The 17,105-nt window shown below is 59.5% G+C and carries 15 protein-coding genes; 12 read left to right on the forward strand and 3 right to left on the reverse strand.

What is annotated here, in order from left to right; translation table 11 throughout:
- Positions 1-364 precede the first annotated feature (364 nt).
- On the reverse strand, positions 365-1,687 hold the full coding sequence (gene rlmD / locus ACTG2S_RS18395; RefSeq protein WP_224969482.1) for a 23S rRNA (uracil(1939)-C(5))-methyltransferase RlmD: 1,323 nt from the start codon (positions 1,685-1,687) through the stop codon (positions 365-367).
- Between the two features lie 153 nt (positions 1,688-1,840).
- Between rlmD and barA the strand changes: the two genes are divergently transcribed.
- The 7 genes from barA (at position 1,841) to galE (ending at position 10,820) form a co-directional block, all read left to right on the forward strand.
- Positions 1,841-4,558, forward strand: coding sequence for a two-component sensor histidine kinase BarA (barA, locus tag ACTG2S_RS18400; RefSeq protein WP_179902517.1), 2,718 nt, complete (start codon positions 1,841-1,843; stop codon positions 4,556-4,558).
- A gap of 89 nt (positions 4,559-4,647) precedes the next feature.
- Positions 4,648-5,127, forward strand: coding sequence for a DUF1456 family protein (locus ACTG2S_RS18405; RefSeq protein WP_005335594.1), 480 nt, complete (start codon positions 4,648-4,650; stop codon positions 5,125-5,127).
- A gap of 34 nt (positions 5,128-5,161) precedes the next feature.
- Positions 5,162-6,049, forward strand: a complete 888-nt coding sequence (locus tag ACTG2S_RS18410; protein WP_439983084.1) for an N-acetylmuramoyl-L-alanine amidase — start codon at positions 5,162-5,164, stop codon at positions 6,047-6,049.
- Positions 6,050-6,204: 155 nt separating this feature from the next.
- Complete coding sequence (locus ACTG2S_RS18415; protein ID WP_439983262.1) at positions 6,205-6,672, forward strand: Dps family protein; 468 nt, start codon at positions 6,205-6,207, stop codon at positions 6,670-6,672.
- A gap of 289 nt (positions 6,673-6,961) precedes the next feature.
- Positions 6,962-8,611: a hydroxylamine reductase gene (hcp, locus tag ACTG2S_RS18420; protein WP_439983263.1), complete on the forward strand. Its 1,650-nt coding sequence runs from the start codon at positions 6,962-6,964 to the stop codon at positions 8,609-8,611.
- A 111-nt stretch (positions 8,612-8,722) separates the two neighbouring features.
- The gene (locus ACTG2S_RS18425; RefSeq protein WP_194494636.1) at positions 8,723-9,712 is read left to right on the forward strand and encodes a hybrid-cluster NAD(P)-dependent oxidoreductase; all 990 of its coding nucleotides are present in this window, start codon (positions 8,723-8,725) and stop codon (positions 9,710-9,712) included.
- A 94-nt stretch (positions 9,713-9,806) separates the two neighbouring features.
- Entirely contained in the window at positions 9,807-10,820 is a 1,014-nt protein-coding gene (gene galE, locus ACTG2S_RS18430) for a UDP-glucose 4-epimerase GalE (protein ID WP_157161991.1), read from the forward strand.
- A 69-nt stretch (positions 10,821-10,889) separates the two neighbouring features.
- Here the strand turns inward: galE and ACTG2S_RS18435 are convergent, their stop codons facing one another.
- Positions 10,890-11,591 (reverse strand): phosphatase PAP2 family protein, encoded by a 702-nt coding sequence (locus ACTG2S_RS18435; RefSeq protein ID WP_118854606.1) that lies wholly within the window; start codon positions 11,589-11,591, stop codon positions 10,890-10,892.
- A 258-nt stretch (positions 11,592-11,849) separates the two neighbouring features.
- Between ACTG2S_RS18435 and mpl the strand changes: the two genes are divergently transcribed.
- Entirely contained in the window at positions 11,850-13,220 is a 1,371-nt protein-coding gene (gene mpl, locus ACTG2S_RS18440; RefSeq protein ID WP_439983087.1) for a UDP-N-acetylmuramate:L-alanyl-gamma-D-glutamyl-meso-diaminopimelate ligase, read from the forward strand.
- On the forward strand, positions 13,217-13,828 hold the full coding sequence (locus ACTG2S_RS18445) for a flavin prenyltransferase UbiX (protein ID WP_429187953.1): 612 nt from the start codon (positions 13,217-13,219) through the stop codon (positions 13,826-13,828). The genes mpl and ACTG2S_RS18445 overlap by 4 nt, the downstream gene beginning before the upstream one ends.
- 72 nt (positions 13,829-13,900) lie before the next feature.
- Here ACTG2S_RS18445 and ACTG2S_RS18450 read toward each other — a convergent pair whose 3' ends face one another.
- On the reverse strand, positions 13,901-14,515 hold the full coding sequence (locus tag ACTG2S_RS18450) for a TetR/AcrR family transcriptional regulator (protein WP_005335617.1): 615 nt from the start codon (positions 14,513-14,515) through the stop codon (positions 13,901-13,903).
- 201 nt (positions 14,516-14,716) lie between these two features.
- On the opposite strand from ACTG2S_RS18450, the gene hpt reads away from it, so the two are divergent.
- The 3 genes from hpt to ACTG2S_RS18465 all read left to right on the forward strand — a co-directional run bounded on the left by hpt (position 14,717) and on the right by ACTG2S_RS18465 (position 17,046).
- Positions 14,717-15,247 carry a hypoxanthine phosphoribosyltransferase gene (gene hpt / locus ACTG2S_RS18455; protein ID WP_005335618.1) on the forward strand — a complete coding sequence of 177 codons (531 nt, stop codon included), beginning with the start codon at positions 14,717-14,719 and terminating at the stop codon, positions 15,245-15,247.
- 111 nt (positions 15,248-15,358) lie between these two features.
- Positions 15,359-16,276 carry an ABC transporter ATP-binding protein gene (locus ACTG2S_RS18460; protein WP_005354634.1) on the forward strand — a complete coding sequence of 306 codons (918 nt, stop codon included), beginning with the start codon at positions 15,359-15,361 and terminating at the stop codon, positions 16,274-16,276.
- Complete coding sequence (locus ACTG2S_RS18465; RefSeq protein ID WP_019445351.1) at positions 16,273-17,046, forward strand: ABC transporter permease; 774 nt, start codon at positions 16,273-16,275, stop codon at positions 17,044-17,046. Before ACTG2S_RS18460 ends, ACTG2S_RS18465 begins: the two co-directional genes overlap by 4 nt.
- Positions 17,047-17,105 lie beyond the last annotated feature (59 nt).

Below are 17,105 nucleotides of genomic sequence, written 5' to 3' on the forward strand. Positions count from 1 at the left end.
CGAAAGCTGTCACTTTCCCCCCCTCATGAGATTGCCTCAAATGGGGATATCCAGCGCACTTTTCAAGGCATATTGTCCAGAAAGACAATAGAGCGCGCCAACAGGCCCTGCCGAACGACAAGGGTCTAGATTACCCCAATCACACCCGCTCAAACAGCCGCAGACATGCCAGATTACATATCTGCATCGCCGTACTGATGAGCAGGATTACTTCATATACACACCCGCTCAAACAGACGCAGACATGCCAGATTACATATCCGCATCGCCGTACCGATGAGCAGGATTACTTCATATACACACCTGCTCAAACAGTAACAAACATGCCGGATTGCACATCCGCATCGCCGAACTGATGAGTCATTTACTCCCGTTCAAACAGCGCCATGGACTCCAGATGACCGGTGTGAGGGAACATGTCGAGCATGCCGAGGCGCACCAGACGGTAACCCCCTTTCACCAGCACCTGACTGTCCCGCGCTAGGGTGACCGGGTTACAGGAGACGTAGACCACCCGCTTGGGTGAAAGTTTCACGACGTGTCCCATCACTTCCAGCGCGCCAGGACGAGCCGGATCCAGCAGTACCAGATCAAACCCTTCCCGCGCCCAGGACATGCCGACAATGTCATCGCTCAGGTCGGCTTTGTAGAAACGGGCATTGGTGATGCCGTTGCGACGGGCGTTCTCTTCGGCCCGCTGCACCATGGCCAGTTCACCTTCCACACCCACCACTTCGCGAGCCTGACGGGCCAGCGGCAGGGTGAAGTTGCCGATGCCGCAGAAGAGATCGAGCACCTTGTCATCCTTGCTCGCCCCGAGCCATGTCAGCGCCTGCTCGACCATGTTCTGGTTGATGGGGCCGTTGACCTGAATGAAATCACCGGGAGCAAATGCAAGAGACAGGCCATCCAGCGAGTAGGATGGGGAAAATTGTTGCTGCAGTGCTTCGATGCGATCATCGGCCGCCTGCAGATAGAGGTCGATCCCCTGCGCTTTTGCAAACTCCACCAGCAGGGCGCGATCCGCCTCATTCGGACGGCCGGTGTGGCGCAGCAGCATCATGATCCCCTGCTCGGCCTGGATAAGCTCCGCATGGCCCAGCTCGCGCTGGCTCTTGAGGCGATTGAGGCACTCACGCAGCGGGGCAATCAGCGCAGAGAGCGGCTCGGCCAGCACAGGGCACCCTTCGATTTCCACCAGATCGTTGCTGTTGCGACGGCGGAAACCAACCCGGGTGCAGCGACCGTTCTTGTCAAATTTGATGGCCAGACGACAGACCCGGCGGTAGGCACGATCTTCACCGGTCAGTACCGGCTCCAGCGCCGGCGCCTTGATGTTGCCCAACCGCTCGAACAGGCTGACCAGTCCGGCCGCCTTGGCGGCTTGCTGATCGGCAACCGACATGTGCTGGGCACTGCAACCGCCGCACTCGCGATAGTGGCTGCAGAAGGGGGCGATACGGTTGGCTGCCGGGCTCACCACCTGTTGCAAGGCGGCGTGACCATACTGCTTTTTCTCTTCGGTGATACGTGCCTTGACTGTCTCGCCGGGCAGTGCCCCTTCGACAAAGATCGCCTTGCCCTGATGGCGACCGATACCGACGCAGTGGTGATCGAGGGTGTCTATCGTAAATTCAATGCGTTGGAGCTGGGTGGACTTCTTTTGGGGCTTGAAAAACTGGGCCATAAAACTTGGTGCCTATAGGTGGCTATGTCATGATTGTGGAATCTGCTGCCGGGTATTGTCCCACAAGAATAATAGTATGACCAAATACGGCCACAGAGCCCGTGTATTGCCATCAACCCTATCGCCAACCCTGTTCACTGGTGGCCTGTTCGTATGACCAAATATGGCCTGAGAGCACGCGTTCTCGCCTTTACCATCCTGCCGACCCTGATAATCGGTGGCCTGATGGCCGGTTACTTCACTTTCCACCGCTACCAGCAGCTGGAAAACAACCTCATTGATCAGGGGATCAACATCATCGAACCGCTGGCGATCGCCAGTGAATACGGGATGACACAGCACAGTCGCGAATCCCTCAAGCGGCTGATTGGCCTGACCCACCGCAAGAACTCCCCCTTCATCAAGTCCATCGCGGTTTTCACCCAGGACAACCAGCTGTTCGTCACCTCGAACTACCACCGGGATTTCACCCGGCTCAGGCTGCCCGATGGCGAGCCCATTCCGGATCTGACCAGCGTGACGTTTCAGGGGGATGACATCATTTTGCGCACCCCAATCCAGGCTGAAACCAGTCTGGATGGCTTCCCACTACCCAGCGATGTAGAGCCGCCGATGATCGGCTACATCTCGATGCAGATGGCGACCGACAGGGCCATGCTGCTGCAATACCGCGACACCTTCTTTGCGGTGATCATGGTGCTCATCGGGGTCGCCTTCAGTACCCTGTTTGGCTTCCGGCTGGTCAAGAGCGTGACCCAGCCCATCACCAACATGGTGCAGGCAGTGCACAAAATCAGGGAGGGGCGGCTCGATACCCGGGTCAGCGGCCAGCTCACCGGCGAGCTGGATATGCTGAAAAATGGCATCAACGCCATGGCCAAGGCGCTCTCCGAATATCACGAAGAGATGCAGCAGAATATCGATCAGGCCACCTCTGACCTGCGCGAAACCCTGGAGCAGATCGAGATCCAGAACGTCGAGCTCGACATGGCCAAGAAGCGGGCGCAGGAGGCGGCGCGGGTCAAGTCGGAGTTTCTGGCCAACATGTCCCACGAGCTTCGTACACCGCTCAACGGGGTCATCGGTTTTACCCGCCAGCTGCTGAAAACCAGCCTGACCCCGAGCCAGACCGACTACATGCAGACCATCGAGAAGTCGGCGCGCAACCTGCTTGGCATCATCAACGACATCCTCGACTTCTCTAAGCTGGAAGCGGGCAAGCTGCAGCTGGAACATATCCCGTTCAGCCTGCGCGACACCCTCAACGAGACCATGCACCTGCTCGGCCCCAGCGCCCACGACAAACAGCTGGAGCTCTCCCTGCGGGTGGATGCCGATGTACCGGACTACCTCACCGGCGACCCCATGCGTCTGCAACAGGTGCTGACCAACCTCACCGGCAACGCCATCAAGTTCACCGAGCAAGGCAACGTGGATGTCCATATCGAGCAGACCGGCAGTGGCAACCACAAGGTGAGGCTCAACGTCCAGATCCGCGATACCGGCATCGGCATCTCCCAAGAGCAGCAACATCAGCTGTTCCAGGCCTTCAATCAGGCCGACTCCTCCATCTCCCGCCGTTATGGCGGCACGGGCCTGGGCCTCGTTATCACCCAGAAGCTGGTGCAGCAGATGGGCGGCCAGATCCGCTTTGAATCGGAGCTCGGCAAGGGCTCCATCTTCTCCTTCAGTCTGGATGTAGAGGTCTCCCCCCTGCCCCAGACCGATCAATTGCCACTGGATCGGATCCGTGGCAAACGGCTCTGGCTGCTGGAACCGGATCCCTTCGCGCAAGCCTCCCTGCTCGCCCTGTTGGCGGAGTGGCACCTCGACGTGCACCCACTGACCAGCGATGATCCCTGGCCCGAGATGAGCGAGCAGGAGATGGTGATCATCGGCAGCAGCACCCTGCATACGCCGCAGCAGGTGCTCGGCCGTCTCGACAAACTGAACGGCCAGCAGCAGAACACCATAGTGCTGCTCAGCAGCCACGAGCCGTCGCTCTATGAAGCTATGCTGGCCCATGGCGCCCAGCACTGTCTCTCCAAACCGGTCAACCACCGCAAGCTGCTGCACGCCCTGCTCTCGCCGGAATCGAGCCGCCAGAAGCTGCCTGCTCAGCCTGCGCCGCGCCAGTTGCAGCCGATCAAGGTGCTGGCAGTGGACGACAACGCCGCCAACCTCAAGCTTATCGCCGCCATGCTCAAGGAGATGGTGAGTCAGGTGGTGGTGTGCAAAAACGGCAAGGAGGCGGTCAAGCAGGCACAGAGCCAGCCGTTCGACATCATCTTCATGGATATCCAGATGCCGATCATGGATGGCATCAGCGCCACCCAGGCGATCCGCAACCAGTCCCTCAACACCACCACCCCGATCGTGGCGGTGACCGCTCACGCCATCCCCGGCGAACGGGAGCGGCTGATCCGGCAGGGGATGGACGACTATCTGGCCAAGCCCATCGACGAGAGCATGCTGGCCCAGCTCATCACCGACTTTGCCCATCGGCGCCACCAGAATAATGGTGCCCAACAGATCGACTGGGCACTGGCGGTGCGGCAGGCGGCGGGGAAAGAGCATCTCGCCAGAGAGATGCTGACCATGCTGCTGGCCAGTTTCGACGAAGTGGAACCAGTGCTGGATAGCGCGCTGGCTGGCGAAATTGAAGATAGCGAGGTGCTGGCCCAGCTCCATCGCCTCAACGGTGGCTGTGCCTATTCCGGGGTGCCTGGGCTGCAACGGCTGCTCTCCCAGCTGGAGCAACAGCTGCGTGACGGCGTGCCGGTGAGCGAGCTGGAACCCGAGCTGCTGGAGCTGCAAGATGCGCTGGAACTGGTGCGCCAGGAGGCGCCCCGCTATCTCGGCAAGGCTTGATGAGCTTGACCTGAACTGTATCGGCCCCCGCTTTTTCTGACGCGAGGGCCACCAGATGGTAAAGTTGCGCCGTTTACACAGGAGTCAGCATGACCAACAACGATATTCTGCGCCGTCTGCGCTACGCCCTCACCATCAGCAACGACCAGATGGTCGAGATGTTTGCCAAGGGCAACCTGACGGTCACTCACGCCCAGCTGCACAGCTGGTTGATGAAAGAGGCGGCGGAAGGTGAAGAGCAAGAGGCAGGCTATGTCGCCTGTCCCGACTCGGCCCTGAGCCAGTTCCTCGACGGTTTCATCATCGCCCGCCGCGGCGTGCGGGAAGATGCACCGGCCCAGGTGATCCCGAACCGGATCAACAACAACATGATCCTGCGCAAGCTGCGCATCGGTCTCAACTTCAAGGAAGAGGATATGCTCGGCACCCTCAAGCTCGCCGACTTCAACCTCTCCAAGTCCGAGCTCAGTGCCCTGTTCCGCTCCAAGGATCACAAGCACTATCAGGATTGCGGGGATCAGATCCTGCGCAACTTCCTGATCGGTCTTACGGCCAAATACCGCGGCTAACCAGCCGCGCGACTGACCAGACCGGGCCTTCGACATGTGCCAGCGACTCACTCCTCCCACGCTCAGCAGCTTGGCTGCAGCAAGGGGATGGCGCTGGCGCTGTTTTCTTCCCCTCTTCTTTCTGCCACTGGTTCTGCTGCTGGGTGGTTGTACTCCGTCCGAGTACCAGCTCTCGACCCGCTATCAGAGCGCCAACCAGAACGAGCGGATCGCCTTTCTGATCCTCCACTACACCGATGAAGATGATGCCAATTCCCTGCGCCTGCTGACCGAGCCGGAGCACAAGGTGAGCGCCCACTACCTGATCCCCCGCGACAGCCACGAGAGACCGCTCACCGTCTATCAGCTGGTGCCGGACAGCGCGCGCGCCTGGCATGCCGGACGCAGCCGTTGGCACCAATATGCCGGGCTCAATGCCAGCTCTCTTGGCATCGAGATCGTCAACCTCGGCTATCCAGCAGAAGATGAGCCGCTGGCCCCCGATGCGCGGCGCTGGCAACCCTATACCCCGCAGCAGATTGCTGCCGTCGGCGCCCTCAGCCGGGAGCTGGTCGCCCGCTACCAGATTCCACCGACCCAGGTGCTAGGCCACAGCGATGTCGCCCCCGAGCGCAAGCAGGATCCCGGCCCCCACTTCCCCTGGCGCCAGCTCTATCTGACGTACGGAGTCGGCGCCTGGCCCGATGAAGATCGGGTGGCCGAGATACTGGCCAGCCCTTTGCCCGACTGGGATGCGGCCATGTGGCAGCAGCAGCTGGCCCGCTATGGCTATGGCCTGTCCCGGAGCGGCCAATGGGATGAGCAGAGCCGCGCCGTCATGGGCGCCTTTCAGCTCCACTTTCGCGCCAGCAAGGTCGATAGCAAACCGGACCGCGAGTGTCAGGCCATCCTGATGGCGCTGCTCGAAAAATACTTCCCCTAATCCTCATCCATTGCCCCCGTTGCTGCGTACTGTTTGATAGCCGTTAGCTATCAAACAGTTAGGCACAAGCAATTGTCCCTGCATTTTGCAAGGCGTTACTCTGACTGCGTTCCGAAAGAAAATTTAAAACCGATTTCCAAATCTGGAGGTGAATGATGAAAAGCCCGATTGGTCTTGATACTGCTCAATCACAAACCCTGGCAGCCGAGTTGAATAAATTGCTGGCCAGCTACCAGATCCTCTACATGAACGTACGCGGCTTCCACTGGAATATCCGTGGCAACCAGTTCTTCGAACTGCACCTGAAATTTGAAGAGATTTACAACGACCTGCTGCTGAAAGTCGATGCACTGGCCGAGCGGATCCTGACCCTGGATGGCGTGCCGATGCACAGCTTCAGTGAATACCTGAAAGTCTCTGCCATCCCGGAGCAAAAAGGGCTGCACGATGGCCGCGCCTGTGTCGAATCCCTGCTGGATAGCTTCCGCGAACTGCTGGTCGCCCAGCGCCGTATTCTGGGTCAGGCCGCCGAAGCTGGTGATGAGGGCACTGCCTCCATCCTCTCCGACTATGTGCAGCAGCAGGAAAAACTGGTCTGGATGCTGCGCGCTTATCTGGCCTGATAGTGAACCAAGCCAGCTACAGCGTACGTATGCTGGCTTGAGTAAGTACCGGGCCGAAAGCTCCTGACCAGACCACGGCCCAATCCGTCTGATTGTTATGTTCTGTTGCAAACCTGAGTTGTCTCTCCTTTTATCCACCCGCTTGCCGCCCTGTTTGGGCGGCTTTTTTTGTTTTTGATCTGCATCAAGGGAATCTTAATTGGCAAATTGAATGCCTATTAAGTTTTTCGCGAGAGGAATAGAATCGCCACAAAACAGACAACTGAAATGTCCAATTAGGAGAGACATGATGTTTTGTGTGCAATGTGAACAGACAATTCGTACCCCGGCAGGCAACGGCTGTGCCTACGCACAAGGTATGTGCGGCAAGACGGCGGAAACCTCGGATCTGCAGGATGTACTGATCTACACCCTGCAGGGGCTCAGCGCTTGGGCGCTGGCCGCCCGCGAGCAGGGCATCATGGATCGCGAGGTCGATGCTTTCGTGCCCAAGGCCTTCTTCGCCACCCTCACCAACGTCAACTTCGACTCGAATCGCATCGTGGCCTACGTCAATCAGGCCCTCGCCTATCGCCAGCAGTTAGCCGATCGTCTGACCGCCATGGCGGTGCAGGTCAACGACTTGCCACAGTCCGCTTACTTCGAACCCGGTGCCGAACTGCTGGAACAACTTGCCCATGCCGCACCAGCCGCCCCCAATCGGGGCAAGAGCGAGGTGAACGAAGACATCATGGGGCTGCGCCTGCTCTGCCTCTACGGCCTCAAGGGCGCGGCCGCCTATATGGAGCACGCCCGGGTGCTGGATCAGCAGAGTGACGAGGTGGCCGCCGAATTCCACCGCATCATGAGCTGGCTCAGCACAGACCCGAGCGAAATGGGTCGGCTGTTCAGCTGCGCCATGGAGATCGGTCAGCTCAACTTCAAAATCATGGAGATGCTGGATCTCGGTGAAACCAGCGCCTTCGGCCACCCGGAACCGACCCAGGTACGCGTAACACCCATCCCCGGCAAGTGCATTCTGGTCTCCGGCCACGACATGATGGATCTCAAACTCATTCTGGAGCAGACCAAGGGAACCGGCATTCATGTCTACACCCACGGCGAGATGCTGCCCGCGCTGGCCTACCCCTTCTTCAAGCAGTACCCCCATCTGGTGGGCAACTACGGCTCCGCTTGGCAAAACCAGCAGAAGGAGTTTGCCAACTTCCCGGGCGCCGTAGTGATGACCTCCAACTGCATCATCGACCCGAATGTGGGCAACTACTCGGATCGCATCTTTACCCGCTCCATCGTCGGCTGGCCGGGCGTAACCCATCTGGAGGGAGATGATTTCTCCGCCGTGATCGCCAAGGCCCAAGCGCTGGAAGGCTTCAAGCACACCGAGCTCGAGCACTTCATCACCATCGGCTTTGCCCGCAACGCCCTGATGCAGGCTGCGCCCGCAGTGATTGAGAAGGTCAAAGCCGGGGAGATCAGCCACTTCTTCCTGGTGGGTGGCTGTGACGGCGACAAGGCCGAGCGCGCCTATTTCACCGAGTTTGCCAAAGCGGCGCCGCGCGACAGCCTGCTGCTCACGCTGGGCTGCGGCAAGTACAAGTTCAACAAGCTCGACTTTGGCGACATCGGCGGCATTCCGCGTCTGCTGGACGTGGGTCAGTGCAACGATGCCTACTCCGCCATCCAGTTGGCGCTGGCACTCTCCGAGGCGTTCGAGTGCGGGGTCAACGATCTGCCGCTGACGCTTGTGCTCTCTTGGTTCGAGCAAAAAGCCATCGTCATTCTGCTCACCCTGCTCTCCCTCGGGGTGAAGGACATTCGTACCGGGCCGACCGCCCCCGCCTTCCTCACCCCGGCTCTGCTCAAGGTGCTGGAGGAGCAGTTTGGCCTGAAAGGGACCACCACGGCCGAGGCTGACTTGACCAAGATCCTGACGGCCTGATCGGCACCTCATGTTGTAAGCGTTTGGCGAGCCGCCCGGCTCGCCTTTTTTCTGGATCCGGCTTTTTCATCAGACGTTTTTCAAACCGTTTCAAACCTAAGGAGCCTTGTGATGACCTCTCTCACGCTCACCTGCATTGGCCGCCAACAGAACACCCACGACGTCGTGAGCTGGCAGCTGGCGCCGCTTTCCGGCTGCCTCCCTCCCGTACTGGCTGGCCAGTGCATCACCCTGCATACCGAGATTGACGGCCAACCGGAGTGCCGCGCCTATACCCTCTCCTCCAGCCCGCAGGATGCATGCTGGCAGGTGACAATCAAAGATGTGGGACGGGTCTCTAGCCATCTGCACCAGACCCTGCAGGTGGGAGACAAGATCCGGGTGGATGGTCCCTTTGGCGATTTCAACCTGACCGCCCTGCCTTGCGAGCGGCCACTGCTGCTCAGTGCCGGTTCCGGCATTACCCCCATGTGGGCCATGCTGCGGGACGAGCTCGCCAAACGGCCGGATGCCGATATCCGCTTTATCCATAGCGCCCGCTCGCCAGCAGATGTGATCTTCGCAGATGACTTGGCTACGCTGGCTGCGGCTCATTCAAGCGTGCGCCATGCCCTGATACTGGAAGAGGCCCCTGCAGATCACCCCTGGATTGGCCGACTCACCCCCGCCATGTTGGCCGAACTGGCCCCGGATCTGCGCGAACGCCATGTCTATCTCTGCGGCCCGGCCCCCTATATGGCGGCGGTCAGCACCATGCTGGCAGAGCTGGGATTGCCGCCGGAGCAGCTACATCAGGAGTCCTTCGGTCTTCCTCCCGCAGAGCCCATCAAGACCACCAGCGACCACTTCTGGCTGACCCTGAAAAAGAGCGGCAAAAAGGTGAAGATCCTGCCGGGTCAGACCCTGCTGGCGGCACTGGAAGCTGCGGGCGAAACCATGATGGCGGCTTGTCGCGCCGGAGTATGTGGCAGCTGTCGTTGCACCACCACAGGTGACATCGAGCGACAGAGCGTGATGACCTTGAGTGCGCAGGATCTGGAGAGCGGCGTTGCTCTGGCCTGCTCCTGCACCGCGAAAGGGGATATCAGTCTCGATTATTGAGATACACAAAGGGCTTCATTGGTATCTCAACCTTTTCCCGAGCGGGCAGGACAGGTAGACTCTGCCCCAGTTTCACCAGAACACGGGATAAAAAATGACAATACTGGTCACAGGCGGCGCCGGCTATATCGGCTCCCACACCCTGGTTGAGCTGCTGGGCGCGGGGCAGCAGGTCATGGTACTCGACAACCTCTCCAACTCCTCACCGGAGTCACTCAAGCGGGTCGAGCAGATCACCGGCAAACCGGTCACCTTCGTCGAAGGGGATGTGCTGGACAGAGCCTGCCTGCAGCAGCTGTTCGCCAACCACCAGATCGAATCGGTCATTCACTTCGCCGGCCTCAAGGCGGTCGGAGAGTCGAGCCAGATCCCGCTCACCTACTACCAGAACAACATCAGCGGCACTCTGGTGCTGTGCGAAGAGATGGCCAAAGCTGGCGTTTTCCGGCTGGTATTCAGCTCCTCGGCCACCGTCTATGGCGATCCCGCCTCGGTACCGCTGCGGGAAGATTTCCCCACCAGCGCCACCAACCCCTATGGTCGCTCCAAGCTGATGGTGGAGGAGATCCTGCGCGATCTCGCCAAATCCGATCCCCGCTGGGCTATCGTACTGCTGCGTTACTTCAACCCGGTCGGCGCCCACGAGAGCGGCCTGATTGGTGAAGATCCCAACGGCATCCCCAACAACCTGCTGCCCTATATCAGCCAGGTGGGTGTCGGCAAGCTCAAGGAGCTGGGGGTATTTGGCAACGACTACCCGACCCCGGATGGCACCGGCGTGCGCGACTACATCCATGTGGTGGATCTCGCCATCGGTCACCTGAAAGCACTGGCGCGCATCAAGAGCGACACCGGCGTCTTCACCTACAACCTGGGCACAGGTCAGGGCTACTCGGTACTGGAGATGGTCAAGGCGTTTGAAGCGGCCAGCGGCCGACCCATTCCCTACCAGATCAAACCCCGTCGCCCGGGCGACATCGCCGAGTGCTGGGCAGAGCCGACGCTGGCCCGTGCCGAGCTGGGTTGGCAGGCTGAGCGCGGTCTGGAGCAGATGATGGTCGATACCTGGCGCTGGCAAAGCAACAACCCGAACGGCTATCAAGGCTGATCTCTCGCGGGTGGATGACAAAACGCCCCGACATTTTCATGTCGGGGCGTTTTATTTTGCGACGTTCAATCAGTGGGTCTGACTGCGCAGCAGCGGCACACGGGCCAATCGGGGGGCAATGCGGTCTATCAGCCGATCCGCCAGCGGGGTCAGCAGCAACCAGGGCAGACAGAGGGTCGCCAGCCCCAGTGCGCCGACGTAGACATCGGTAAACCAGTGGGCGCCAGCCAGAATGCGCGGCGCGGAAAAGATCGGCACCATCAGCAATGCGGTGACTCCCGCCCAGCGCGGTAGATAGCGCAAGGCGTAGCCGGCGAAGATCATCAGGAACAGGGCGTGATCGCCGGGGAAGCTGTCACCGGAAGAGTCCTTGGTCGGAATACCGCTGATCTGGGTCACCCGCAGCGCATCAGCCACCATCAGAGTCGGGCTGGGCCGCTCCACCGGCAATCGGTGACCAAGCTGGTTGATCACCAGTGCGCTCAGCAACATCACTATACCCATCGCCACCAGTTGGCGACGACCCGCCAGATCCCGTGCAAAGAAACATCGGGCCAGGATCAACCCCATACAGGCCAACACCGCCAGATCGAACAGCCGATTATTGGTGATGGCCACCAGATCGGCCCACAGAGCCGACTGCCCGAGCCAGCCGTTGACGGTATGAAAAATCGCGAGGTCCCACTGATCCCAGGGACCGTGAGCGGGCAGCGCAGCCCAACTGATGGCCACCAGACCACCGACCAGATAGCAAAGCAGGAACTTGCCCATGGGGACTCTCCTTTAGAAAAGGGCGATATCGTAAAACTGTAGCGTGCGTCACAAAACCGAAGAATTGTAAGAAAGTGCGACACAATATCAAGCCTCAAATAAAGCCCACCAGCCTATTCCAATCTCGCATATCCCAACAGCGCCAAGATTTCTGCCTCCAGTGCTGTATCTGTGGGCCTCTCACCATGAGTGCGGCTTGTGCCACCACCGCAACACCCCCTAGAATGCGCACTTCCCTTTACTGCGAAAGGAAGCGGTATGCATATTCACATTCTCGGGATCTGCGGCACCTTTATGGGTGGTCTGGCGGTGTTGGCAAAACAGCTTGGTTACCGGGTGACCGGTTCGGATGCCAACGTCTATCCCCCCATGAGTACCCAGCTCGAGCAACAGGGCATCGAACTGACCGAAGGCTATGACCCCTCCCAACTCGATCCGGCGCCGGATCTGGTGGTGATCGGCAACGCCATGAGCCGCGGCAACCCCTGTGTTGAATATGTGCTGGACCGTAATCTGCCCTATATCTCCGGCCCCCAGTGGCTGCTGGAGCACGTGCTGCAGGATCGCTGGGTACTGGCCGTTGCTGGCACCCATGGCAAGACCACCACCGCCAGCATGTTGGCCTGGGTGCTGGAGTACGCCAAGCTGGAGCCCGGTTTCCTTATTGGCGGCGTGCCGGGCAACTTCCCGGTCTCCGCCCGTCTCGGCTCCGCCCCCTTCTTTGTCATCGAAGCGGACGAGTATGACTGCGCCTTCTTCGACAAACGCTCCAAGTTCGTCCACTACCATCCGCGCACCCTGGTGATGAACAATCTGGAGTTTGACCACGCGGACATCTTCCCGGATCTCGCCGCCATCCAGCGCCAGTTCCATCACCTGATGCGCACCGTGCCGAGCAACGGCCGGGTGCTGTTCCCGCAAACCGATGACAACCTCACCGCCGTGCGCAAGATGGGCTGCTGGAGCGAAGTAGAGCTGGTAGGTCAGGACGACGCCAAGTGGAAGGCGGTCAAGCTGGCCGATGACGGCTCCGCCTTCGAGGTGTGGCTGGATGGCGAGAAAGAGGGCGAGGTGCACTGGGAGTGCATCGGCGAGCACAACGTCAACAATGGTCTGATGGCTATCGCGGCCGCACGTCATGCTGGCGTGATGGTGGAGCACGGCATCGCCGCCCTCTGCCAGTTCAAATCCCCCAAGCGGCGGATGGAGCTCAAGGGCGAGGTGGCTGGCATCAGTGTCTATGACGACTTTGCCCACCACCCCACCGCCATCGAGACCACCCTCGGCGGTCTGCGCGCCAAGGTGGGCGAGGCCCGTATTCTGGCGGTGCTGGAGCCACGCTCCAACACCATGAAGCTGGGGGTTCACAAGGAGGAGCTGGCTGGCTGCTTCACTGGCGCCGATGAAGTGTTCTTCTTCCAGCCACCCAACATCGGCTGGGATCTCGGCGAGGTGACGGCCCATATGACCCGACCCGCCAAGGTATTCAACGATCTGGAGACCCTGATCAACCGGCTGGTGGCCGAGAGCCGCGATGGCGACCATATTCTGATCATGAGCAACGGCGGCTTCGGTGGCATTCATGACAAGCTGATCGCCCGCCTCAAGGATTACCACGGCGAACTATGAACAAAGCGATCACACTGGCGCTGACCGGCGCCTCCGGCGCCCCCTACGCCCTGCGCCTGCTCCAGTGTCTGGTGCAGGCGGACTATCGGGTCTATCTGCTCGCCTCCTCGGCAGCTCGTGTGGTACTCAAGACCGAGCAGCAGCAGGATTGGCCCGGCTCGCCGAAAGAGCTCTCTGCCTATCTTTGTCGCCAATATGGCGCCATCGATGGGCAGATTGTCGCCTGCGGCAAGGAGGAGTGGTTCTCGCCGGTGGCCTCCGGCTCGGCCGCCCCCAAACAGATGGTGGTCTGCCCCTGCTCCATGGGCACCGTCTCGGCCATTGCCAACGGTACCTCGGACAACCTGCTGGAGCGGGCAGCGGATGTGGTGATCAAGGAGCGCGGCCAGCTGATCCTGGTGCCCCGAGAAACCCCCTTCTCGGCGATCCATCTGGAGAACATGCTGAAACTGGCGCGGCTCGGGGTGACCATCATGCCTGCCGCCCCCGGTTTCTATCATGAGCCGAAAAGCATCGCCGATCTGGTGGACTTTATGGTCGCCCGCATCCTCGATCATCTAGGTGTCGAGCATGAGCTGACCCACCGCTGGGGCTATGGCCACCAGTGAGGTGACCGCCATATCCGGCCATAAAAAAACGGCGCCACTCAATGAGTGACGCCGTTTTTTCGTTAAGCCGTGTTAGCGAGCCTGAATTGGCGCCGTCACGTACTTGAACAGGAAATCAGTCACCTCTTGGCGCACCGGGCGCTGAGGTTGATTGATCATCTGCATCATCACATAGCCAAAACCGGTCAGAGAGCGGGCCAGATCCTGTGCTGACAGCACGCTGGTGATCTCCCCTGCATCCATGGCGGTTTGCAGCTCGCTGGCGATCAGCTCAAGGCACTGATCGAGCAGCCGGGTATAGCGGGGCCATACCTCTTCCCGAACCGATGAGCTCCACTCCAGCCAGATACCGGCATAATCCGGTTGATCGTAGGCGGCATCGACAGAGAGGCGTACATGACGCTGGATCTTGTCGAAAATGGAGCCCTGGTCACCGTATGCCTGCGACAGCATCTGGTTCACAAAGCGTTCGATCTCGGCCAGCACCTCATCTACCAATTCCTCGCGGGTGTTGAAATAGTTGAAGACGGTAGCCACAGAGACCTTGGCCTGTTCGGCTATCTCGGCGTGACCTGCACGGCCAATGCCGCGACGGGAGAACACCTCGATGGCACATTCCATCAATTGGGAGCGACGAGCTTCCGGCGACAGCCGGGTACGACGTCTTATTTCTGCGCGTGGTTCCATAGTTTTTATCATCTAATAGTTATTGATTATGGTGTTTATAGTATTTTAACTAATCATGCCTGAGTGCCTGCTAACTCTATCAATTAAAATAAGCCGATAAAAGCACCACGTATCTCTAGCACCCTTCAACATGAGTGGTAGAATCATCGGTTTTGATATTCATGAACGGCCAAATCCCCTTTGGCCTTATGGGAGTAAGTGATGAAACACACCGTCGAGGTGATGATCTCCGAGGCTGAAGTAGCCGCCCGGATCGCCAAATTGGGTGAAGAGATCACCGCCCGCTATCAGGGTTCTGACGAAGTCGTGATGATTGCGCTGCTGCGCGGTTCCTGCATCTTCCTGGCCGACCTCTGCCGCCAGTGCCAGCTGCCCATCACCCTGGACTTCATGACCGCCTCCAGCTACGGCTCCGGCATGCACAGCACCCGTGACGTCCGCATCCTCAAAGACCTGGACGATGACATCAAGGGCAAGGATGTGGTGATCGTGGAAGACATCATCGACACCGGTTACACCCTCAACAAGGTGCGCGAGATCCTCTCCCTGCGCGAGCCGAAATCCTTGGCCATCTGCACCCTGCTGGACAAACCCTCCCGCCGCGAAGTGCAGGTGCCGGTCGACTGGATTGGCTTCGCCATTCCGGACGAATTCGTGGTCGGTTGTGGCATCGACTACGCCCAGAAGTACCGCAACCTGCCGTTTATCGGCAAAGTGGTACCCCAGGAGTAAGCCAGGTTCAGGAATATCACGGGTGAAGCGGCCTTGCGCCATTTACTCTGTGCAGGCGGCCTTGGCCGCCTTTTCTGTATCGAGCCGGATTCAACCATCACAGAGGTTGCAATGAACGCACTGGAAATCAGCGGCCTGAAAAAGACCTATCAGGGGGGCGTCGAAGCCCTTAAAGGCATCGATCTTACCGTCAGGCAGGGGGATTTCTTCGCCCTGCTCGGCCCGAACGGCGCGGGCAAGTCCACCACCATCGGCGTCATCAGCTCGCTGGTGAACAAGAGCGCCGGCAAGGTGAAGGTATTTGGCTACGACATCGACAGCGATCTGGAACAGGCCAAGGCCCAGCTCGGGCTGGTGCCGCAGGAGTTCAACTTCAGCCAATTCGAGAAGGTGATCCAGATTGTCACCCATCAAGCCGGTTTCTACGGCGTGCCCAAGGCGGAAGCCAAGATCCGCGCCGAGAAGTACCTGCGCCAGCTCGATCTGTGGGAGAAGCGCGACATGCCTGCCCGCACTCTCTCCGGCGGCATGAAGCGCCGCCTGATGATCGCCCGCGCCCTGATGCACGAGCCCAAGCTGTTGATCCTCGATGAACCGACCGCCGGGGTCGATATCGAGATCCGCCGCTCCATGTGGACCTTCCTCAAGGATCTCAACGAGCAGGGTGTCACCATCATCCTCACTACCCACTATCTGGAAGAGGCGGAGATGCTCTGCCGCAACATTGGCATCATCGACAAGGGTCGTCTGATCGAGAACACCAGCATGAAAAACCTGCTGGGCAAGCTGGGTCGTGAGACCTTCCTGCTCGACCTTGCGCCAGGTTCTGCCGTACCTGAGGTACCAGAGTTCAACGGCCGCATGCCGGATGAACGCACCCTGGAAGTGGATCTCGACAAGAGCCAGTCACTCAACAGCCTGTTCGAGCAGTTGTCGAACCAGCAGGTGCAGGTCGTGAGCATGCGAAACAAAGCCAACCGGCTGGAAGAGCTGTTCGTCAATCTGGTCGAAGAGGGGAGAAAAGCATGAATCTGGCCATCTACTACATCGCCTTCAAGAGCATTCTGGCCAAGGAGGTGAGCCGCTTTACCCGGATCTGGATCCAGACCCTGGTGCCACCGGCCATCACCATGAGCCTCTACTTCGTCATCTTCGGCAACCTGATCGGTTCGCGCATCGGTGACATGGGCGGTTTCACCTACATGGAGTTCATCGTGCCCGGCCTCATCATGATGTCGGTGATCACCAACTCCTACTCCAACGTCGCCTCCTCCTTCTTCAGCGCCAAGTTCCAGCGCAATATCGAGGAGATGCTGGTCGCACCGGTGCCCAACTACGTCATCATCGCCGGTTACGTGGGCGGGGGCGTGGCACGCGGCCTCTGCGTTGGCCTTATCGTCACCCTGGTATCGCTGTTCTTCGTGCCGCTGCAGATCCACCACCTGTTCAGCGTCTGCTTCACCGTGCTGCTGACCGCCATCCTCTTCTCGCTGGGTGGACTCATCAACGCGGTGTTTGCCAAGACCTTCGACGACATCAGCATCATCCCCACCTTCGTGCTGACGCCGCTCACCTATCTGGGCGGAGTGTTCTACTCCATCAGCCTGCTGCCCCCCTTCTGGCAGGGTGTCTCCCAGGTGAACCCCATCATCTACATGGTGAACGCGTTCCGTTACGGTTTCCTCGGTATCTCCGACGTGCCGCTCGGCACCGCCTACCTCATCATCATCGGCTTTATCGTGGCCCTCTACGGTATCGCCTGGTGGCTCATCTCCCGCGGCACCGGCCTGCGCCACTGATTGCCAAAACGGGCACCTCGCGGTGCCCGTTTTTTATTCCCCCTGTAGCCCCTTCAACC

This window comes from Aeromonas sp. 82P (assembly GCF_051919365.1).
In the GTDB taxonomy this organism is placed as follows: Bacteria; Pseudomonadota; Gammaproteobacteria; order Enterobacterales; family Aeromonadaceae; genus Aeromonas; species Aeromonas veronii.

Excerpts from the sequence above, each read along its gene's own strand:
- rlmD (WP_224969482.1), bottom strand. The coding sequence starts at position 1,687 with ATGGCCCAGTTTTTCAAGCCCCAAAAGAAGTCCACCCAGCTCCAACGC.
- barA (WP_179902517.1), top strand. The coding sequence starts at position 1,841 with ATGACCAAATATGGCCTGAGAGCACGCGTTCTCGCCTTTACCATCCTG.
- ACTG2S_RS18405 (WP_005335594.1), top strand. The coding sequence starts at position 4,648 with ATGACCAACAACGATATTCTGCGCCGTCTGCGCTACGCCCTCACCATC.
- ACTG2S_RS18410 (WP_439983084.1), top strand. The coding sequence starts at position 5,162 with ATGTGCCAGCGACTCACTCCTCCCACGCTCAGCAGCTTGGCTGCAGCA.
- ACTG2S_RS18415 (WP_439983262.1), top strand. The coding sequence starts at position 6,205 with ATGAAAAGCCCGATTGGTCTTGATACTGCTCAATCACAAACCCTGGCA.
- hcp (WP_439983263.1), top strand. The coding sequence starts at position 6,962 with ATGTTTTGTGTGCAATGTGAACAGACAATTCGTACCCCGGCAGGCAAC.
- ACTG2S_RS18425 (WP_194494636.1), top strand. The coding sequence starts at position 8,723 with ATGACCTCTCTCACGCTCACCTGCATTGGCCGCCAACAGAACACCCAC.
- galE (WP_157161991.1), top strand. The coding sequence starts at position 9,807 with ATGACAATACTGGTCACAGGCGGCGCCGGCTATATCGGCTCCCACACC.
- ACTG2S_RS18435 (WP_118854606.1), bottom strand. The coding sequence starts at position 11,591 with ATGGGCAAGTTCCTGCTTTGCTATCTGGTCGGTGGTCTGGTGGCCATC.
- mpl (WP_439983087.1), top strand. The coding sequence starts at position 11,850 with ATGCATATTCACATTCTCGGGATCTGCGGCACCTTTATGGGTGGTCTG.
- ACTG2S_RS18445 (WP_429187953.1), top strand. The coding sequence starts at position 13,217 with ATGAACAAAGCGATCACACTGGCGCTGACCGGCGCCTCCGGCGCCCCC.
- ACTG2S_RS18450 (WP_005335617.1), bottom strand. The coding sequence starts at position 14,515 with ATGGAACCACGCGCAGAAATAAGACGTCGTACCCGGCTGTCGCCGGAA.
- hpt (WP_005335618.1), top strand. The coding sequence starts at position 14,717 with ATGAAACACACCGTCGAGGTGATGATCTCCGAGGCTGAAGTAGCCGCC.
- ACTG2S_RS18460 (WP_005354634.1), top strand. The coding sequence starts at position 15,359 with ATGAACGCACTGGAAATCAGCGGCCTGAAAAAGACCTATCAGGGGGGC.
- ACTG2S_RS18465 (WP_019445351.1), top strand. The coding sequence starts at position 16,273 with ATGAATCTGGCCATCTACTACATCGCCTTCAAGAGCATTCTGGCCAAG.